Annotated in this window: 16 protein-coding genes; 3 read left to right on the top strand and 13 right to left on the bottom strand. The window is 65.4% G+C overall.

The genetic code is table 11. From position 1 onward, the window contains the following. Positions 1-40: 40 nt before the first annotated feature. From ACIBI6_RS27435 to ACIBI6_RS27425, 3 genes are all read right to left on the bottom strand, one after another. The gene (locus ACIBI6_RS27435) at positions 41-730 is read right to left on the bottom strand and encodes a response regulator transcription factor (RefSeq protein WP_364356250.1); all 690 of its coding nucleotides are present in this window, start codon (positions 728-730) and stop codon (positions 41-43) included. After that, positions 727-1962, bottom strand: coding sequence for an ATP-binding protein (locus ACIBI6_RS27430; protein ID WP_364356253.1), 1236 nt, complete (start codon positions 1960-1962; stop codon positions 727-729). Before ACIBI6_RS27430 ends, ACIBI6_RS27435 begins: the two co-directional genes overlap by 4 nt. A gap of 130 nt (positions 1963-2092) precedes the next feature. After that, positions 2093-2476, bottom strand: a complete 384-nt coding sequence (locus tag ACIBI6_RS27425; RefSeq protein WP_364356256.1) for a helix-turn-helix domain-containing protein — start codon at positions 2474-2476, stop codon at positions 2093-2095. Positions 2477-2567: 91 nt separating this feature from the next. Here ACIBI6_RS27425 and ACIBI6_RS27420 point away from each other — a divergent pair, with 91 nt between their 5' ends. Continuing rightward, entirely contained in the window at positions 2568-3227 is a 660-nt protein-coding gene (locus tag ACIBI6_RS27420; protein ID WP_364356259.1) for an NAD(P)-binding domain-containing protein, read from the top strand. A gap of 207 nt (positions 3228-3434) precedes the next feature. On the opposite strand, the gene ACIBI6_RS27415 is transcribed toward ACIBI6_RS27420, so the two are convergent. The 6 genes from ACIBI6_RS27415 to ACIBI6_RS27390 form a co-directional block, all read right to left on the bottom strand. After that, a complete protein-coding gene (locus tag ACIBI6_RS27415) occupies positions 3435-5486 on the bottom strand; it encodes a CocE/NonD family hydrolase (protein ID WP_396958290.1) in 2052 nt (683 codons plus the stop codon). 319 nt (positions 5487-5805) lie between these two features. Beyond that, positions 5806-6543 (bottom strand): phosphoglyceromutase, encoded by a 738-nt coding sequence (locus ACIBI6_RS27410; RefSeq protein WP_364356265.1) that lies wholly within the window; start codon positions 6541-6543, stop codon positions 5806-5808. A gap of 51 nt (positions 6544-6594) precedes the next feature. Beyond that, a complete protein-coding gene (locus ACIBI6_RS27405) occupies positions 6595-7500 on the bottom strand; it encodes an ROK family protein (protein ID WP_364356268.1) in 906 nt (301 codons plus the stop codon). Positions 7501-7695: 195 nt separating this feature from the next. Then, the gene (locus ACIBI6_RS27400; protein ID WP_364356271.1) at positions 7696-8199 is read right to left on the bottom strand and encodes a YbjN domain-containing protein; all 504 of its coding nucleotides are present in this window, start codon (positions 8197-8199) and stop codon (positions 7696-7698) included. Then, entirely contained in the window at positions 8196-9632 is a 1437-nt protein-coding gene (gene mshA / locus ACIBI6_RS27395) for a D-inositol-3-phosphate glycosyltransferase (protein ID WP_364356274.1), read from the bottom strand. Before mshA ends, ACIBI6_RS27400 begins: the two co-directional genes overlap by 4 nt. Before the next feature lie 155 nt (positions 9633-9787). Further along, positions 9788-10609, bottom strand: a complete 822-nt coding sequence (locus ACIBI6_RS27390) for an alpha/beta hydrolase (protein WP_364356277.1) — start codon at positions 10607-10609, stop codon at positions 9788-9790. Between the two features lie 187 nt (positions 10610-10796). On the opposite strand from ACIBI6_RS27390, the gene ACIBI6_RS27385 reads away from it, so the two are divergent. Together ACIBI6_RS27385 and mscL are read left to right on the top strand one after the other, a co-directional pair. Beyond that, the gene (locus tag ACIBI6_RS27385) at positions 10797-11531 is read left to right on the top strand and encodes an SDR family NAD(P)-dependent oxidoreductase (protein ID WP_364356280.1); all 735 of its coding nucleotides are present in this window, start codon (positions 10797-10799) and stop codon (positions 11529-11531) included. Between the two features lie 147 nt (positions 11532-11678). Beyond that, complete coding sequence (gene mscL, locus ACIBI6_RS27380; protein WP_364356283.1) at positions 11679-12125, top strand: large conductance mechanosensitive channel protein MscL; 447 nt, start codon at positions 11679-11681, stop codon at positions 12123-12125. Positions 12126-12177: 52 nt separating this feature from the next. Here mscL and ACIBI6_RS27375 read toward each other — a convergent pair whose 3' ends face one another. The 4 genes from ACIBI6_RS27375 to ACIBI6_RS27360 all read right to left on the bottom strand — a co-directional run bounded on the left by ACIBI6_RS27375 (position 12178) and on the right by ACIBI6_RS27360 (position 16852). Further along, entirely contained in the window at positions 12178-14586 is a 2409-nt protein-coding gene (locus ACIBI6_RS27375; RefSeq protein ID WP_364356286.1) for an excinuclease ABC subunit UvrA, read from the bottom strand. Positions 14587-14775: 189 nt separating this feature from the next. Beyond that, a complete protein-coding gene (locus ACIBI6_RS27370; RefSeq protein ID WP_364356289.1) occupies positions 14776-15186 on the bottom strand; it encodes a VOC family protein in 411 nt (136 codons plus the stop codon). A gap of 20 nt (positions 15187-15206) precedes the next feature. Continuing rightward, positions 15207-15641: a helix-turn-helix transcriptional regulator gene (locus ACIBI6_RS27365; protein WP_364356292.1), complete on the bottom strand. Its 435-nt coding sequence runs from the start codon at positions 15639-15641 to the stop codon at positions 15207-15209. A 38-nt stretch (positions 15642-15679) separates the two neighbouring features. Then, entirely contained in the window at positions 15680-16852 is a 1173-nt protein-coding gene (locus ACIBI6_RS27360) for an Ig-like domain-containing protein (RefSeq protein WP_364356407.1), read from the bottom strand. Positions 16853-16911 lie beyond the last annotated feature (59 nt).

The following is a 16911-nucleotide window of genomic DNA, read 5'->3' as shown; positions in this document are numbered from 1 at the left end:
TTGTCGGGGCCTCGGCGTCTGCGAATATTCGGGGAGGCGGTCAGGCCTCGAGCTTGTAGCCGAGGCCGCGGACGGTGACCAGATGCTCCGGCTTGGCCGGATCGCCCTCGATCTTCGAGCGCAATCGCTTGACGTGCACGTCGAGGGTCTTGGTGTCGCCGACATAGTCGGCGCCCCAGACCCGGTCGATCAGCTGGCCCCGGGTGAGCACTCGCCCGGAATTGCGCAGCAGATATTCGAGCAGATCGAATTCCTTCAATGGCAGGGTGACCTGCCTGCCGTTGACGTGCACGGTGTGGCGGTCGACATCCATCCGGACCGGACCGGCCTCGAGCACACCGCTCTCATTGCCGCCGTCCAGTTCATCGCCCGCGCCGCGGCGCAGCACGGCACGGATGCGGGCGATCAGTTCGCGCGCCGAGTACGGCTTGGTGACGTAGTCGTCGGCGCCGAGCTCCAGGCCCACCACCTTGTCGATCTCGCTGTCACGCGCGGTGACCATGATCACCGGGACGCCGCTGCGGGTGCGCAGCTGTTTGCACACATCGGTGCCGCTCATACCGGGCAGCATCAGGTCGAGCAGTACGATATCGGCGCCGGAGCGGTCGAATTCGGCGAGCGCGGATGGTCCGTCACCGACGACCGTGACGTCGAAGCCCTCCTTGCGCAGCAGGAACGCAAGCGGATCGGCCAGCGACTCCTCATCTTCGACGATCAGAACACTCGTCATCTGCGTGCCTCCACACCATTGGGTCTGCCCGGCCCCGAGGGGCGCGGGTGTGTTTCTCTCATGCTCACCGCGGGACCGTCGACTTCTTCTTCGCCGCCGGTTTCATGGTGGGCAGGTATTCGCAGGGTGAACGTCGATCCGGTGCCGAGCTTGCTCCACAGGGTGATCTCACCGTTGTGGTTGGCCGCCACATGCTTGACGATAGCCAGGCCGAGGCCGGTACCACCGGTGGCGCGCGAGCGCGCCTTATCGGATCGGAAGAACCGTTCGAAGACCCGCTCCTGGTCTTCCTTGGCGATGCCGATGCCGCGATCGGTCACCGCCATCGCGACGTGATCGCCGCGCAGTGAGCGGCTCACCGAGACGTGGGAACCGGCGGGTGAGTACGCGATGGCGTTCTCCACCAGGTTGGACAATGCGGTGACGAGCAGGGTTTCATCGCCGAGCACCTCGAGTCCGCTCGGGCGATCGGTGCTGACGGTGATGCCCGCGGCCTCGGCGGCGGTGCGGGAGCGGTCGACCGCCTGCATGACCACGGTGTCGACGTCGACCACCTCTAGCTCGGGTAGCTTTTCCGCGCCCTGTAGTCGCGACAGCGCGATCAATTCGGTGACCATCTTGCCCAGGCGCCGGGATTCACCGAGTACGCGCTGACCGAAGTGCCGGACGGCCTCGGGGTCCTCGGCGGATTCCAGCATGGCCTCGGCCAGCAGGCTCATCGCGCCGACGGGGGTCTTGAGTTCGTGGCTGACATTGGCGACGAAGTCCCGGCGGGTCGCCTCCATGCGGGCCTGTTCGGAATCGTCGTCGGCGAACAGCACGGTGAAACTGGTCTCTTCGCGCGATAACTGTCTGGCTACCCCCCGCACCGCGATCCGGCTGCGGCCGGGCATCGGGTTCTTGGCGGTGAGATCGAATTCGGTGGATTCGCCGGTGGCGAGCACTTTCTCCACCGCGGCCCAGGCGCGTTCGTCGAGCAGCCGGTTGCGGACCAGGCCTAGTTCCTCGGCGCGCGGATTGACCAGCACCACATCGCGGTATTCGTCGACGACCGCGATTCCGCTCTCGGAGGCGAGCACGATCAGGTCGAGCACCTGCGACATGGTGAGACCGGAATCTGCCTGCCTGCGGGCGGCCTGCCTGGCGTTCATGAACGGGATCAGTAGCCCGCCGACTGCCAGGCCGACGACAGCCGCGAGAACTGCCAGCAGTACGGCCTGCGGAACACTCACACTTGAATCGTACGGTCGCCAACCGACAACCCAACTCGGGGTACGCGAAGTTTCACGCAGGTCATGGGCACTTCCAGGCCCGTTAGCCGCTTGTTTACGCGTTGTTCGCGCGATGGCGTCCGGATCGTTTTCACTCGTCGGAATCCGACATTGCCGAGCGCACCGAGTCGCCGTGGCGGTCGGCCCATTCGCCGAGGGAATAGATCGTAATGAGCAGATCGCGTCCGGCTTCGGTCAGTTCGTATTCGACGCGCGGCGGCGCCTCGGCGTAGCGGTGGCGCTCGATGAGCGTCATGGTTTCCATCCGGCGCAGCGTTTGCGTGAGCATCTTCTGGCTGATGCCGCCGATGGCGGTGCGCAGGTCACCGGGGCGCATCGGGCCTTCGCGCAACATGTAGACGATGACCGCGAGCCAGCGGTTACCGAACAGGTCGACGCCGAGGCGGGCCGGACAGTCGGCCTCGTAGTCGCCATAGGGCGCGAATTCCACTGGTTCGGCATGTTCGACCGTCATGAGACCAGCCTGCCATCGTCATTGCGCACCTTCGGGTGCCTATCGAAATCTCTAGCGTCAGTGCCGTATACATCCCGAATCAGGAGTTGATATGCGAATCGGAATCATCGGGGCGGGCGCGATGGCGAAGGCACTCGGCGGCGGCTGGGCCGCAGCCGGGCACGAGGTCCTCATCGGCGCTCGTTCCCGCGCGGACGCGCTGGCGGCAACCATCGGGCACGGAGCGCGAGCCGGAAGCGTCGGCGCGGCCGCCGAATTCGGGGCGGTCGTGCTGCTGGCGCTACCGGTAAGCGCCCTTGACGAAGTACTGGGTGAGATCGGCGGAAAACTCGCCGGGCGGACTGTGATCGACTGCACCAATGCGTTCCTGCCGGACGAGGCCGCGCCGGCAGGAGTTCCGGCATTCGTGCTGTCCGAGGACGCGGTCGCCGCTCGCATCGCGGCGACGGTTCCCGAGGCGCATGTGGTGAAAGCGTTCAACGTCTGCGCGGCCGAGGTCTGGGAATCGGAAACTCGTGTCTTCGAGGACCGCAGGCTGGCGGTACCGATCTGCGGTGACGATGCTTCCGCCGTCGAACAGGTCGCGGCGCTGGCGGAAGATCTGGCACTCCAACCGATTTCGGCGGGCGGCCTGCATCGGGCCAAATACCTGGAGGCCACCTCGGTATTCACCGTCGGTCTCTGGTTCTCCGGCGCGGACGCCCGCGCGATCTTCCCGCCATTGGACGCGGCGTTCGCCGTGGCCGACTAGCCCGTGAGAACGGTCCGAGCGTGCACCAATCGCCCATACCCCGCGGATTCGAGCATGAATGCGCGAGAGGTGCACGCTCGGGCCGGATTCGGCTTATCAGCCCGCGTTCGTCCGCACTGGTTATTCGCGAAACTCGGGCGCATTCGGATAAAGCCGAAGAGGCGCCGCTACCCGAGCGGATAGCTCAACTCTGTTGTCAGGTCAGTTTCACCATCCCGGCCTGCCCTGCACCGGAACGTTGACGAAGCTCGCCCGGTCCGGATCCAACTGGATGTGCTGCGGTTTCAGACCCGTATCGATCAGCATCGGCAGTACCGGCAGGCCCTTGGGAAAGTTGCCCGCGAAGACATCCACGCGCAGGCGATGGCCCGGCTGCAGAATCGCCTCGGTGGCGGGCAGAGCGATATCGAGGGTCGTCTCCTCCCCCGGCACGGTCGGCTGACGCAGGTCGAGCGATGTGTAGGCACGCGGGTCGGTGTAATCGCCGCTGGCGGAACGGGTGCTGTTCGGCTCGTCGACCTGACGCAGCGACGCCATCAACTGGCCCGAGGACAGCACGGTGGACTGACCGTCCGGAGCGACATCGTTCACCGTGACCACCCAGTAGCCGTCAGTCGCATCCTGAACAGTATTGAGGTGCGCGGCGATTCGGCCGGAGATGATTGTCGGCTCGACGACCGGGTCGCTGGTGAAGGTCAGCCCGTTCAGCTCCGCGATCCGGGAGTCCTTGGCACAGCCATCGATGATCGAGAGGAAACCCGCGCTACCCTGCGCTGCGTCGTTGGAGCACAGGGTAGTCAGGCCTGGCGCGACCGTGAGCCGCGCCGGGTCCGGGCTCGCCGCGGCGAGCAACGATCCGTCGTACCGGCTGTTCGCGGTGCCACTTCGGTTGGCGGACAGATACATCCGGCGATATTCGGCATCTCGGGATCCGGTCTGCGGATCGGCGAACAAGTCGGTGGTGATCCAGCCGCCGCCCTGCTGGCGCAGCGTGATCGGGCCGTACTGATCGATACCGTTGTCGATTCCCTTGAGCCACTTGTCGAACCAGGCACGCTGCAGCACGTCCAGACGCGGCGGCAGGCCGGGCTTACCGTATTCATTGCCGGAGCTGACGTGGTAGGTATTGCCCATCAGCAGCTGTTTCTGGCCCGCGGGCAGCGGAATTTCGTTGTAGATCTTGGATTCCGAGTAGGTGAACAGATCGTGCCAGCCACCGGTGACGAAGGTGGGCACCTGAATCTTGCTCGGATCGCCGAGCCAAGCCGCGCGCGATGTCGACGAACCGGTCAGCAGTTCCTTGGCACGCGGGTCCAGGTCCTCGATCCGGGTGGTGCTGTAGACGTTGAGCAGCACATCCATGAAGGTGAACGGATCCTTCGCGCGATCCGCGAGCCACTTCATATCGAACTGTCCGTTGAGTATCGATGCGACATCCGGTACGAGCTTGAGGCCGTTGATGGCGGTCAGCCACAGCGGAATGAAGTTGAAGCCGAATCCGCCGCCAGGTGCGAGCACATCGTTGACCAGGTCGCTGCCCGGCACGACAGGGAAGATCGCCTTCAGGGCGGGCGGTCGCATCGCGGCCACCTGGAGCTGGTTGATGCCCGAATACGACAGGCCGTTCATGCCGATGCGGCCGTTGGACCACGGCTGACTCGCGACCCAGTCGATCACCTCGTAGGTGTCCTGCTGTTCGCGCTGGCGCAACATGTCCCAGGTGCCCTGGGAGAAACCGGTGCCACGCACATCGACGACGACCTGGGTGTAACCGCTCTTGATGAGCTGACGGTCGACCGCGAAGTTGCGCAGTTCGCCGCCGCCGAAGGATTTGGTCAGATCGGTGACGCCGGATAGTGGGGTGCCGCTGAGGTCGATCTGTCGGAACAGTTCGATCAGAGCGTCGGACAGGCCAGGGATGGACATGGCGCTGTCGGCGATATTCGAGACCAGTTTGGTGTACGGAGTCAGATTGACCACGGTGGGCGTCGAGGTGTCGATCGGACGCCCCGCAGAATCCGCCGGGCGGTACACGTTGCCCTGGAGGACGGTGCCGTCGCTCATGGTGATCGGGACATCCCACTGGATATTCACATTCGGGTACTGCTGGGGACCGTCCTCGGCCGCGACCCAGGCGGCGCCGGCCGCGCCCCCGTCGGGACCGGACGGCTCCGGCGCGGCGATCGCGCTCTGGGTGACGAATGGAATGAGCACCGCCGTGGCGACTGCCGCCACTGTGGCACGCAACATTGTCTGCATCAGGGGTGATCCGCCTCTCGGACTGGTCGAACGACCAGAGCTTACATACCGACGAGTAGGTTCGAACTCGGGGTTACCCGAATTATGAGTCGAATGTCGGTTCACATATAGCAACCAACACCGCATAACGCCTGCACAAGCCTGAAAAAATTCAGGCCCACCTGCAGAATTCACACTAACCCAGACAGGCGCAGCTAACCGATCACGACTCGCGCCCCAGTTCCATTTCCAATCGGGGCAAACCGCGTGTCACCGTCGAAACAGCAACGCGCCGCGACCGAAACCCGGTCGCGGCGCGTGATCCTATCGATCTGAGTGCTTATTTACCGCCCTGGCTGGCGACGGCCGCGGCACCCGCCGCGGCGGCTTCAGGGTCGAGATATTCGCGCGGACGAACCGGGCGCAGGTTCTCGTCCAACTCGTAGCGCAGCGGGATACCGGTGGGGATATTCAGCCCGGCGATATCGTCATCGGAGATCCGATCCAGGTGCTTGACCAAAGCACGCAGCGAATTGCCGTGTGCCGCAACGAGAACGGTCTTGCCCGAGAGCAGGTCCTTGGAGATGGTCGACTCCCAGTACGGGACCATCCGGTTCACCACATCGAGCAGACATTCGGTCTTGGGGACGTCGATGCCGTCGTAGCGCGGGTCGCTCTCCTGGCTGTACTCATTGGCCGGGTCGATGGGCGGCGGCGGGGTGTCGTAGCTGCGCCGCCACAGCATGAACTGCTCGTCGCCGTACTGGTCGCGGACCTGCGCCTTGTTCTTGCCCTGCAGATCACCGTAGTGGCGCTCGTTGAGGCGCCAGTCGCGCACGACCGGGATCCAGTGCCGGTCGGCGGCGTCCAGTGCGATATTCGCGGTGCTGATCGCGCGACGCAGCACCGAGGTGTAGACGATATCCGGCAGGATGCCGTGTTCGGCCAGCAGTTCCCCGGCGCGCTTGCCCTCGGCGATGCCCTTATCGGTCAGGTGCACATCCACCCAGCCGGTGAAAAGGTTCATGGCATTCCATTCGCTCTCGCCGTGGCGCAGCAACACGAGGGTGTACGTCATGCAGGCCATTCTGGCATGTACGCGAACCGGGCTCGCATCCGTTCCCACTGCTCAGGAGATGGCATCGGCCGTATCGTGGCCCGCGGCGAGCACGCCCGCGCCAACCAGGGTGGCGCCATTGGTGATTCGCGACGGCACCACCCGCAGCTCGCGCAGGAAGTCCAAGCCGACGTGCCGGGTCACGGCCGCACGCAGCGGTTGCCACAGTGGTTCGCCCGATTGCGCGAAGCCGCCGCCGATCACCACCCGATCTATATCGAGCGTCGAGGCTGCGGAGGCGATGGCCGTGCCGAGTGCGGTTCCGGCCCGATGCAGCGCGGCGAGTGCGATCTCATTGCCGGTGTGTGCTGCCTTCGCCAGCGCGGCACCGGTCTCGCCACGCCAACCCTGTTCGCGTGCCCAGCGCACCGATGACATGCCGCTGGCAATCGCCTCGACGCAGCCGACGCCGCCGCATTCACACGGCACATCCCAACCCGGCACCACGATGTGGCCGACGTGTCCGGCATTGCCGGTGCGCCCGAGCACCACCCGACCGTCTGCGATGATGCCGCCGCCGATGCCCGAGGAAACCGTCATGGCCAGGCCGTTCGGAATGCCGCGCAGCGCGCCGAGGTGATGTTCGGCCAGCGCAAGGCAGGCACCGTCGATGGCGAACCGCACTGCGGCGGAAGGGAACAGCCGCTGCACCTCGGCGACGATCGGAAAGCCCGGCTTCCATTCCGGAATGTTCAGCGGCCTGGTGACACCGGTCCGCACATCGACCGGCCCGGCCGAGCCGATCCCGATCGCCGAAACCGTCGCGTCACCGGCCACTTCCAGCAGCAGGGCGCGGCACCCGGCCCACACCGATTCGCGTGGCACATCGACCCGCCGCACATCGCGCACCTTCCGGCCCCCGTAGACCACCCCGGCAGCGAATTTCGTCGCACCGATATCCAGAGCAAGAACCATCATCGCCGTGCGACCTTCCGTGCTATGCGGCCCACACGAGCGTATGCGCCACAGCGCGATTGTCGCCCACCGCGCCCACACCGGCGCGGTATTCCCGGGACTGCGCGGACCATGAGCACGCGACATATCGACGGTAGTCAGGTGTGGCGGCTCGAATGGCACTCGACAGCACCCATATGACTACCGTCGCGGTCGGATTCAGGGCTGGTCGGCGGCCTCGACCAGATGCTCGAAGGCGCGCAGGTTCTGCAGGGATTCCCCGCGCGATACGCGCCACTTCCATTCCCGGCGAATGGATTCGGCGAAGCCGAGTTCCAGCAGGACGTTGAAGTCGGCCTCGACGGCCTCGAGGATCTGGCCGAAGATCCGATCCAGTTCGTCGGAGGTGACGGCATGGGTGGCCAAGCGGCCGACCAGGTAGATATCGCCGACCCGGTCCAGGGTGTAGGCCACGGCGTAGAGGCGGCGGTTGCGGCGCAGCAGGAATTTGTAGACGCCCTCGAAGTTCTCGTCGGGCTTGCGGCAGACGAACGATTCGATCCGCAGTCCGTGCTTGCCGACGGTGAGCATCACGGTGGTCTTCAGTTTGCGCTCACCGGGCAGGATGACGACGAAGGTCTCCTGGCTTGGATGGGTGTACTCGATCTCGCGCTCGCGCAGCGTTTCGTCGATCAGCTGTGCGGTCGCGGCTTCCGTGCTCATCGGTGCGCTCCCGTCCGGCGCCGCCACAGCGCCCGCGATCTGGCCTGACTGATCTCGCCGAGGAGAACAGCACTGAGTTCTCCCGGGAGGCTAGCGCGTTCGCCCGGCAGTTCCGCCCGCGCGGCCTCGAAGACCTTGCGCCGGCCCGCACCGAGACCGGCGCGCAGCGCACGAAAATCGGCCAACGCCGCCGAATAACTGGCGAGCAGTCCGTCCGCGGTGTGCTCCCAGGAGAAATGCCCGGCATGCTCGACCGCGCGCATACCCATCCGACGTAGGCGCTCACCGTCATCGAGCAGGTGGCCGAGGGCATCGGCCCAGTCCGGAGTCCGATGTCCGGGCACGAGCAGGCCGGTCTCACCGTGCCGCACGGCGGTGCCGAGCCCGCCCACATCGGCCGCGAGCACCGGGGTGCCGCTGGCCTGCGCTTCGATGGCGACCAGGCCGAAGGATTCGTTGTAGCTGGGCACCGCGACCAGGTCGGCGGCCCGATACACCTGCACCAGGCGGTCCGGCGGCTGCGGCGGCAGGAAGGTGACATGCTCAGCGATGCCGAGTGCGGCGGCGAGTTCGATCAGTGCATCGGGGCGCTCCAGTCCAGTGCCCGACGGGCCGCCGACAATGAGCACCCGCAGCTTGCGCGACGGGTCGCGGTAGAGCAATTCCGCGGCCGCGCGGACCAGCACATCCGGGGCCTTGAGCGGCTGGATGCGGCCGATGAACGCGACGATCCGTTCGTCGGTGGCCAGACCCAATTCGGCTCGGGCCGCGGCCTTTTCACCGGGACAGTAGCGAGTCAGATCAGCGCCGGGCGGCACCACATCGATGCGCTCGGCATCGGCGCCGTACAACTCGATGAGCTGGCGCGCCTCCTCCGCGGTATTGGCGACCATCCGATCGGCCTCGGCGATCACCTGCTTTTCGCCGATCTCGCGGGTCGCGGGTTCGGGGCAGTCGCCCTCGGCCAGCGCCGCGTTCTTCACCGCCGCCAAGGTATGCGCGGTGTGCACCAGCGGCACCCGCCAGCGATCGCGCGCCAGCCAGCCGACCTGACCGGAGAGCCAATAGTGCGAATGGACGAGGTCGTAGTGACCGGGCAGGTGTCTGGCCTCTTGACGCAGCACCTCGGCGGTGAACGGGCACAGCTGGGTCGGCAGGTCGTGCTTGTCCAGCCCCTCGAACGGGCCCGCCACCACATTGCGCACCAGGACCCCCGGGGCCGCCTCCTGTACCGGCGGTACGTTCGAGGAGGTGGCCCGGGTGAAAATCTCGACCTCGGTGCCGCGTCGGGCCAGCTGAATGGCGGTTTGCAGCACATAGACGTTCATGCCGCCCGCATCACCGGTGCCCGGTTGAGCAAGTGGTGAGGTGTGCACCGATAACACGGCGATCCGATTCGGCCGTAGGTCCGGGCGTTGACTCACACCATCCATAGTGCACGTTGAATTGCCCAACTCAGACGCCGTAACCGGGCCAAGTGACAGTCGTCACAGCAGTTTCGTGAGAGTTCTCACGCGCGGTTCGCTATCCGCCGAGATACGACAAGTCTGCTGGAGCCGAGCGTGCGGCGCCAGCGAATTTCGGACGTCTAGTTCAGACCGTCGATGAACGCGCTGACCTCGGCGATGAAGCGGGCGCGATCCTCGATGAACAGCCCGTGCTGGGCGTCCTCCCAGAACGAGCCGCGGCCATCGGGCACCGCGTCGAGGATGTAGCGACCATTCTCGATCGGCACGACCGGATCCTTGGTTCCGTGCAGGACCAGCACCGGAATGTCCAGGGCACGTAGCGTTTCGGTGTTGTCGACGGTCCGGTAGAACAGCGCCTTGCGCACCCGAGGCGGCGTGCCGAGGCTCGCGCCGAAGATGCGCTGCGCATCGACGCCCTTATCCGGACCCGGTCCGGTGTTGGCATTGCCGAAAGCACCGAATGCGCGCAACGCACGACCCGCACTCTCCTCGAAAACGCCGGGAATGGCCTCCTGCATGGCCGAACCGGTCTCCGCACCGGGTGCGCGGCCGATATTGGCCATCGAACCCGAGTAGATGACGCCCGCGACCGCGCCGGTGCCGTAGGTGGTCAGATAGTCGCTGATCACGATGCCGCCGTAGGACCAGCCGAGCAGCACCGCACCCGAGTCGACGCCCTCGGCGGCGAGCACCGCGGCGATATCGGCGGCCCAATTCTTCGGATCGTCGTAGCCGGTCGCCGGGGCGCCGGAGTAGCCGTGGCCGCGCAGGTCGACGGCGAGTACCCGGAAGCGCTCGGCCAGTTCGTCCGCGGCCGCGCCCCAGCACTGCAGATTGGCCGACCAGCCGTGCACCAGCACCAGCGGCCTGCCGTCGGCCGGGCCACTGCCCCGATAGACGATGCTCGTTCCGTCCGCACTGACCGCTTCCCGAATAGCCATGCCACCGAGGCTAGTCCGCCTCCGGCGGACTTTTGCCCGTCGTAGGTGCCGCGGACGGCCCGTCGCGGACCGGCGGTCAGTGGCCGATCGGCTGCTGGACGTACCCGGCGAGCTACCCACGTAATCAGCTCATGCGTTCCACGCGGCCGCGGTCTTCGGCAAATTTTCTGCACTTAGGATCGGGACCATGAGCATTCGCACTGCCGTCGTCACTGGAGCCAGCTCGGGAATCGGCGAAGCCACCGCCCGGGAACTCGCCAAACAGGGCTATCACGTGGTCGTCGGCGCGCGCAGGCTCGATCGGCTGCGGCGCCTCGCCGACGAAATCGGCGGTACCGCACTCGAACTCGATGTGACCTCGGAAGATTCCGTATGCGCCTTCACTGATGCGATCGAGAACGCCGATGTGCTGGTCAACAATGCGGGCGGTGCGAAGGGGCTGGCCCCGGTGACCGAGGCGGATCTGGACGACTGGCGCTGGATGTGGGAAACCAATGTGCTCGGCACGCTGCGGGTGACCAAGGCGTTGCTGCCGAAGCTGATCGCCTCGGGTGACGGGCTCATCGTCACCATCACCTCGGTCGCCGCCTTCGAGGCCTATGACAACGGATCCGGCTACACTTCGGCCAAGCACGCACAGGCCGTACTGCACCGCACATTGCGCGGCGAACTGCTCGGCCAGCCGGTGCGGCTCAGCGAAATCGCGCCCGGCGCAGTGGAAACCGAGTTCTCGCTGGTGCGTTTCGCCGGGGACGAGGAGCGTGCCGCCAAGGTGTACGAGGGTATCGATCCGCTGGTCGCGCAGGATATCGCGGAGATCATCGGGTTCGTGGCGTCGCGACCGTCACATGTGAATCTGGACCAGATCATCGTCAAACCCCGTGATCAGGCCGGTCCCGGACGCTTCGCTCGCCGCGGCTGATCGAATCGGCCTCGCAAGTAACTCACCGGGTACGCCCGAACCCAGCTGACACAAGACCGCCGGCCCGGATGTGAACTCGGGTGGCACCACCGGGCAAAGGCGCGGGGAGGCGGACAAGCATTTAACCAGATTGGAGTAGCTCGGCTCATGCTCAAGGGTTTCAAAGATTTCCTGATGCGCGGGAATGTCATCGATCTCGCCGTCGCGGTCGTCATGGGGACCTCGTTCACCGCAGTGGTGACGGCAGTGACAAAGGGAATCATCAATCCGCTGCTCGCGGTGTTGGGTAAGACCAATGAGCTGGGGCTCGGAGTTCAGCTGGTCTCCGGTAAGCCGGCCACCTTCATCGCGATCGGGCCGATCATCACCGCGCTCATCGACTTCATGCTGGTCGCCGGGGTGCTGTACTTCGTGCTGATGGTGCCGATGAAGACGCTGAAGAACCGCTTCGGCACCGCCAAGGTGGCCGAGCCGAGCGAGATCGAATTGCTCATCGAGATTCGCGATCTGCTCGCCAAGCAGCAGAAGGATTCGGTCGTCGATGCCGAATCGTTCGGTAAGGACGGTTCGCTCGTCAAGGAGAACGCGCGGTAATCGCCCCGCGTTTCGCCCCCGCACGGTTCGTCCGAGCGGGGGCGATTCTCGTTCATGCGCCGACGTATGCCGCCAGATGTTCGCCGGTGAGGGTGGCACGCTCGGCGACCAGGTCGGCGGGCGTGCCCTCGAAGACGATCTTGCCGCCGTCGTGGCCGGCGCCGGGACCGAGGTCGATAATCCAGTCGGCGTGCGCCATCACCGCCTGGTGATGCTCGATGACGATCACCGACTTACCGGAGTCGACCAACCGATCGAGCAGGCCGAGCAACTGTTCGACATCGGCGAGGTGCAGGCCGGTCGTCGGCTCGTCGAGGACGTAGACGCCACCCTTCTCCGTCATATGAGTGGCCAGCTTGAGCCGCTGCCGCTCGCCGCCGGACAGCGTGGTGAGCGGCTGGCCGAGGGTGAGGTAGCCGAGCCCGACATCGGCGAGCCGGTCGAGAATCTTCTCCGCGGCCGGTGTACGCGCCGGGCCGTCGCTGAAGAACTCCTGCGCCTCAGCCACCGACATCGCGAGCACCTCGCTGATATCGCGGCCACCGAGGTGGTACTCGAGCACCGCGGCCTGGAACCGCTTGCCCTCGCACACCTCACAGGTGGTCGCCACACCGGCCATGACCGCCAGGTCGGTGTAGATGACGCCCGCGCCATTGCAGTTGGGGCATGCGCCCTCGGAGTTGGCACTGAAAAGCGCCGGCTTGACACCGTTTTCCTTCGCGAAGGCCTTGCGGATCGGGTCCAGCAGTCCGGTGTAGGTCGCCGGGTTGCTCCGCCGAGAGCCGCGGATCTGGCCCTGATCGACCGACACCACGTCCGCGGAGCTTGCGGAGCGGCCATCGAGTCGAGCCGCGCCAGCCGGAATGGAACCGTGCACAAGTGAACTCTTACCCGAGCCAGCGACACCGGTGATGACGGCGAGCACACCGAGCGGAATGTCTACATCGACATCACGCAGGTTGTTCGTCGATGCCCCGCGAATCTCCAACGCGCCGTCGGGCTTTCGCACCGTCTCCTTCAGCGCGGCCCGATCGTCGAAGTGGCGGCCGGTAATGGTGCCGCTGCCGCGCAGCCCATCGACGCTGCCCTCGAAGCAGACGGTGCCGCCGCCGGTACCGGCACCGGGACCCAGGTCGACGATGTGGTCGGCGATGACGATCGTCTCCGGCTTGTGCTCGACCACAAGCACCGTATTGCCCTTGTCCCGCAGCCGCAGCAGCAGTTCGTTCATCCGCTGGATGTCATGCGGGTGCAGGCCCGCGGTGGGCTCGTCGAATACGTAGGTGACGTCGGTGAGCGAGGAGCCGAGGTGGCGGATCATCTTGACGCGTTGCGCCTCACCGCCCGACAGCGTGCCCGCGGGCCGTTCCAGCGAGAGGTAGCCGAGCCCGATCTCCACGAACGAGTCGAGGGTATGCCGCAGCGAGGTCAGTAGCGGCGCCACCGACGGTTCCTTCAGCCCGCTGACCCATTCGGCCAGATCGCTGATCTGCATAGCGCAGGCGTCAGCGATGCTGATGCCCTTGATCTTCGACGATCGCGCCAACTCGCTGAGCCGGGTGCCATCGCATTCGGGGCAGGTCTGGAAGGTGACCGCCCGCTCCACGAACGCGCGGATATGCGGCTGCAGCGCGTCGACGTCCTTGGACAGCATCGACTTGCGGATCCGCGGGATCAGGCCCTCATAGGTCAGGTTGATGCCGTCGACCTTGATCTTGGTCGGTTCCTTGTAGAGCAGATCGTTGAGTTCGCGCTTGTTGTACTTCTTGATCGGCTTATCCGGATCGAAGAAGCCGCAACCGGTGAAGATGCGGCCGAACCAGCCGTCCATGCTGTAGCCGGGGATGGTGAGCGCGCCCTCGTTCAGCGATTTCGTATCGTCGTACAGCTGGGTCAGGTCGATGTCGTTGACCGAACCACGGCCCTCACAGCGCGGACACATACCGCCGGTGATGCTGAAGCTGCGGCGCTCCTTCACCGTCTTCCCGGCGCGCTCGATCGCGACCGCACCCGCGCCGCTGATCGAAGCGACATTGAAGGAGAACGCCTGCGGCGAGCCGATATGCGGCTTGCCGAGTCGGCTGAACAGGATGCGCAGCATGGCATTGGCGTCGGTGGCGGTGCCGACCGTGGAGCGCGGATCGACGCCCATGCGCTGCTGGTCGACGATGATCGCGGTGGTCAGCCCGTCGAGCACGTCGACCTCGGGCCGCGCAAGTGTGGGCATGAAGCCCTGCACGAAGCTGCTGTAGGTCTCGTTGATCAACCGCTGCGATTCGGCGGCGATGGTATCGAATACCAGCGAACTCTTGCCCGAGCCGGATACACCGGTGAACACCGTCAGCCGGCGCTTCGGGATTTCGATGCTGATGTCTTTGAGGTTGTTCACGCGTGCGCCGAGCACGCGGATCAGATCGTGGCTGTCGGCAGCGTGGGGTTGCGTGTCCGTCTTCTTGGCCATGCCGATCGGTTCTCCATCTGGTTGCGCGGGCCGCCTGCGCGGTCTCCGTCGGAGTCCACTAGCTCGATCTAATCAGCTTCGAGCAGTGCGTTTCGGTTCTTCTACGGCGGGAGTCGTGGCAAGTGGCTTGCCGTTGGCTCGACGCCGGTGACCCGCGGTAGTCACCGGCGTCGAGCGCAGCGATCGCACTCAGCTCAACTGCTGGATACGGACCATATTTCCGGCGGGATCACGGAAGGCGCAGTCGCGGACCCCGTATGGCTGATCGGTCGGCTCCTGGACGACCTCGGCATTGGTGGCCTGCACCTTCTCGAAGGTAGCGTCGACATCCTTGGTAGCCAACAGGATGCTGGCGTAGGTGCCCTTGGCCATCATCTCGGCGATGGTGCGGCGCTCCTCATCGGTGATGCCCGGATCGGCGGCCGGTGGGTGCAGGACAATGGATGTGCCGGGCTGGTCGACCGGGCCGACGGTGAGCCAGCGCATTCCGTTGAATCCGACGTCTTTGCGCAGCTCGAAGCCGAGGGCGTCGCGGTAGAAGGTGAGGGCGGCCTCCGGGTCGTCCTGTGGAAGGAAGCTCGCTTGAATGATGATGTCCATGGCTTTCACGCTAATTGCTGCTAGGTGACCCGCGCTTCTCGATTCCTGATCGGTCTGGTCACCCTTTTGACGACCAGCGTCGGCAGGTCCACCGTGGCGTGTTCGGCCTGCTCCCGGTAGGCGCTGGGCGGTATCCCGACCAGCTCGGTGAACCGCGTACTGAAGGTTCCCAGCGACTGGCAGCCGACCGCGAAACAGACCTCGGTCACGCTGAGATCGCCGCGCCGCAACAACGACATCGCGCGCTCGATGCGCCGCGTCATCAGGTAGGAGTACGGCGACTCGCCGTAGGCGAGCTTGAACTGGCGGCTCAGGTGACCGGCCGATATGTGCTCGTCGCGAGCCAGCCGCTCGACATCGAGCGGTTGGTCGTATTCCCGGTCGATCCGGTCACGGATGCGACGCAGGCGCGCGAGCTCGCGTAGGTGGTCCTCCGTGGCTGGTTTGCTGGTCACCTGACCGATCGTCGCATGTCGCGCTGGGTTTGCCTAGCTCAGCGACCACCGGCCGGCAGCGGCGGCACGGGTGTCGCGGATACCGGATTCTTGGGCTCGCCCTGCAATGCCGACAGCCCCGTCCAGGTATTCCAATCGATGGTCCAGTCGTAGAGATCGCCGTCGGCGGCCGACAGCGCGATCGATGTGCCGGTTACCTCGACCGGATCGCCGTAGAGGGCGGTCGGAAAGAAGGCCTGCGCATCGGTCGGCGACAGGTTGATGCAGCCGTTGGTGACATTCGAAGAGCCCTGTGCCGAAAGGGATTCCGGGTTGGCGTGAATGAATTCGCCGTTATTCGAGATGCGTACGGCCCAGCGTTCGCGAACGTTGGTGTAGAACGGCGGATTCGACATCATGAAGTCTTCGTACTTCTCGGTGACGACGTGCACACCGGAACGGGTGACGTTGCGCGCTTCATTGCCCTGGCCATAGCTGACCGCGAAGTCCAAGATGATCTGTCCGTCGCGAACGACCTGCATGCGATGGCTCGGTGCGTTGGCCTTGACGATCTGGCTGCGGCCGATGCGGAAATCCGAAGTGAGATCCGAATATCCGTAGTTTCCGCCGCCGAGATCCAGGCCGTAGAGCTTGGCCGTGACGTGCACGGTGGTGCCGGGCGCCCAGTAGTCCTTCGGCCGCCAATGCACGCGCGAGCCGCCGTTGTCGTCCGGGAACCAGGCCCAGGCGCCCTCGGTCGGCGGGTTGGTGGTGACCGTGAGCGCCTTCTCCACGGCGGCCTTGTTCTGCACAGATCCCTTGAACTGCAAGATGATCGGCGCGGCGATGCCGACTTCCTGGTTATCGGCGATATTGAGCGTCGCGGGGAAGGTGTTCTTCGGCGCCAGGGTGGTGAAGGTGCCCTCGATCGGGGCCGGCCTGTGGTCGGGGCCTACTGCGGTGCCGGACCAGGTGTATTCGGCGTCGTAGCCGAGCGGTTCGGTGGTCCGGTAGCTGTGCTTGTCCGCGGCGAGTTCGCCGGCGACCTGCTTGCCGTTGGCATTGGTCAGCGCGATCTGGTCGATGGTGCCGTCGGTGACGGTGACCGAGATCGGTGCGGTCGGATTGACGTTCTTGGCGTCGGCGGCAGGTGTCAGCGTGACCTTCGCGACGGGGGCGTTGTCTTCGGCGGAGTCACTCTTACCACCTTTGTCGGACGTGCATCCGGCCATCAGCGCGACTACCACGAGCAGCACGGCGGAGACGGCGGCGGCCGGTCTGTGAATGACTG

It is taken from the genome of Nocardia sp. NPDC050412, from assembly GCF_044458825.1.
GTDB lineage: Bacteria > Actinomycetota > Actinomycetes > Mycobacteriales > Mycobacteriaceae > Nocardia.
Note: the sequence above shows the minus strand (reverse complement) of the source record. Positions and strands in the feature narration are given on the sequence as shown.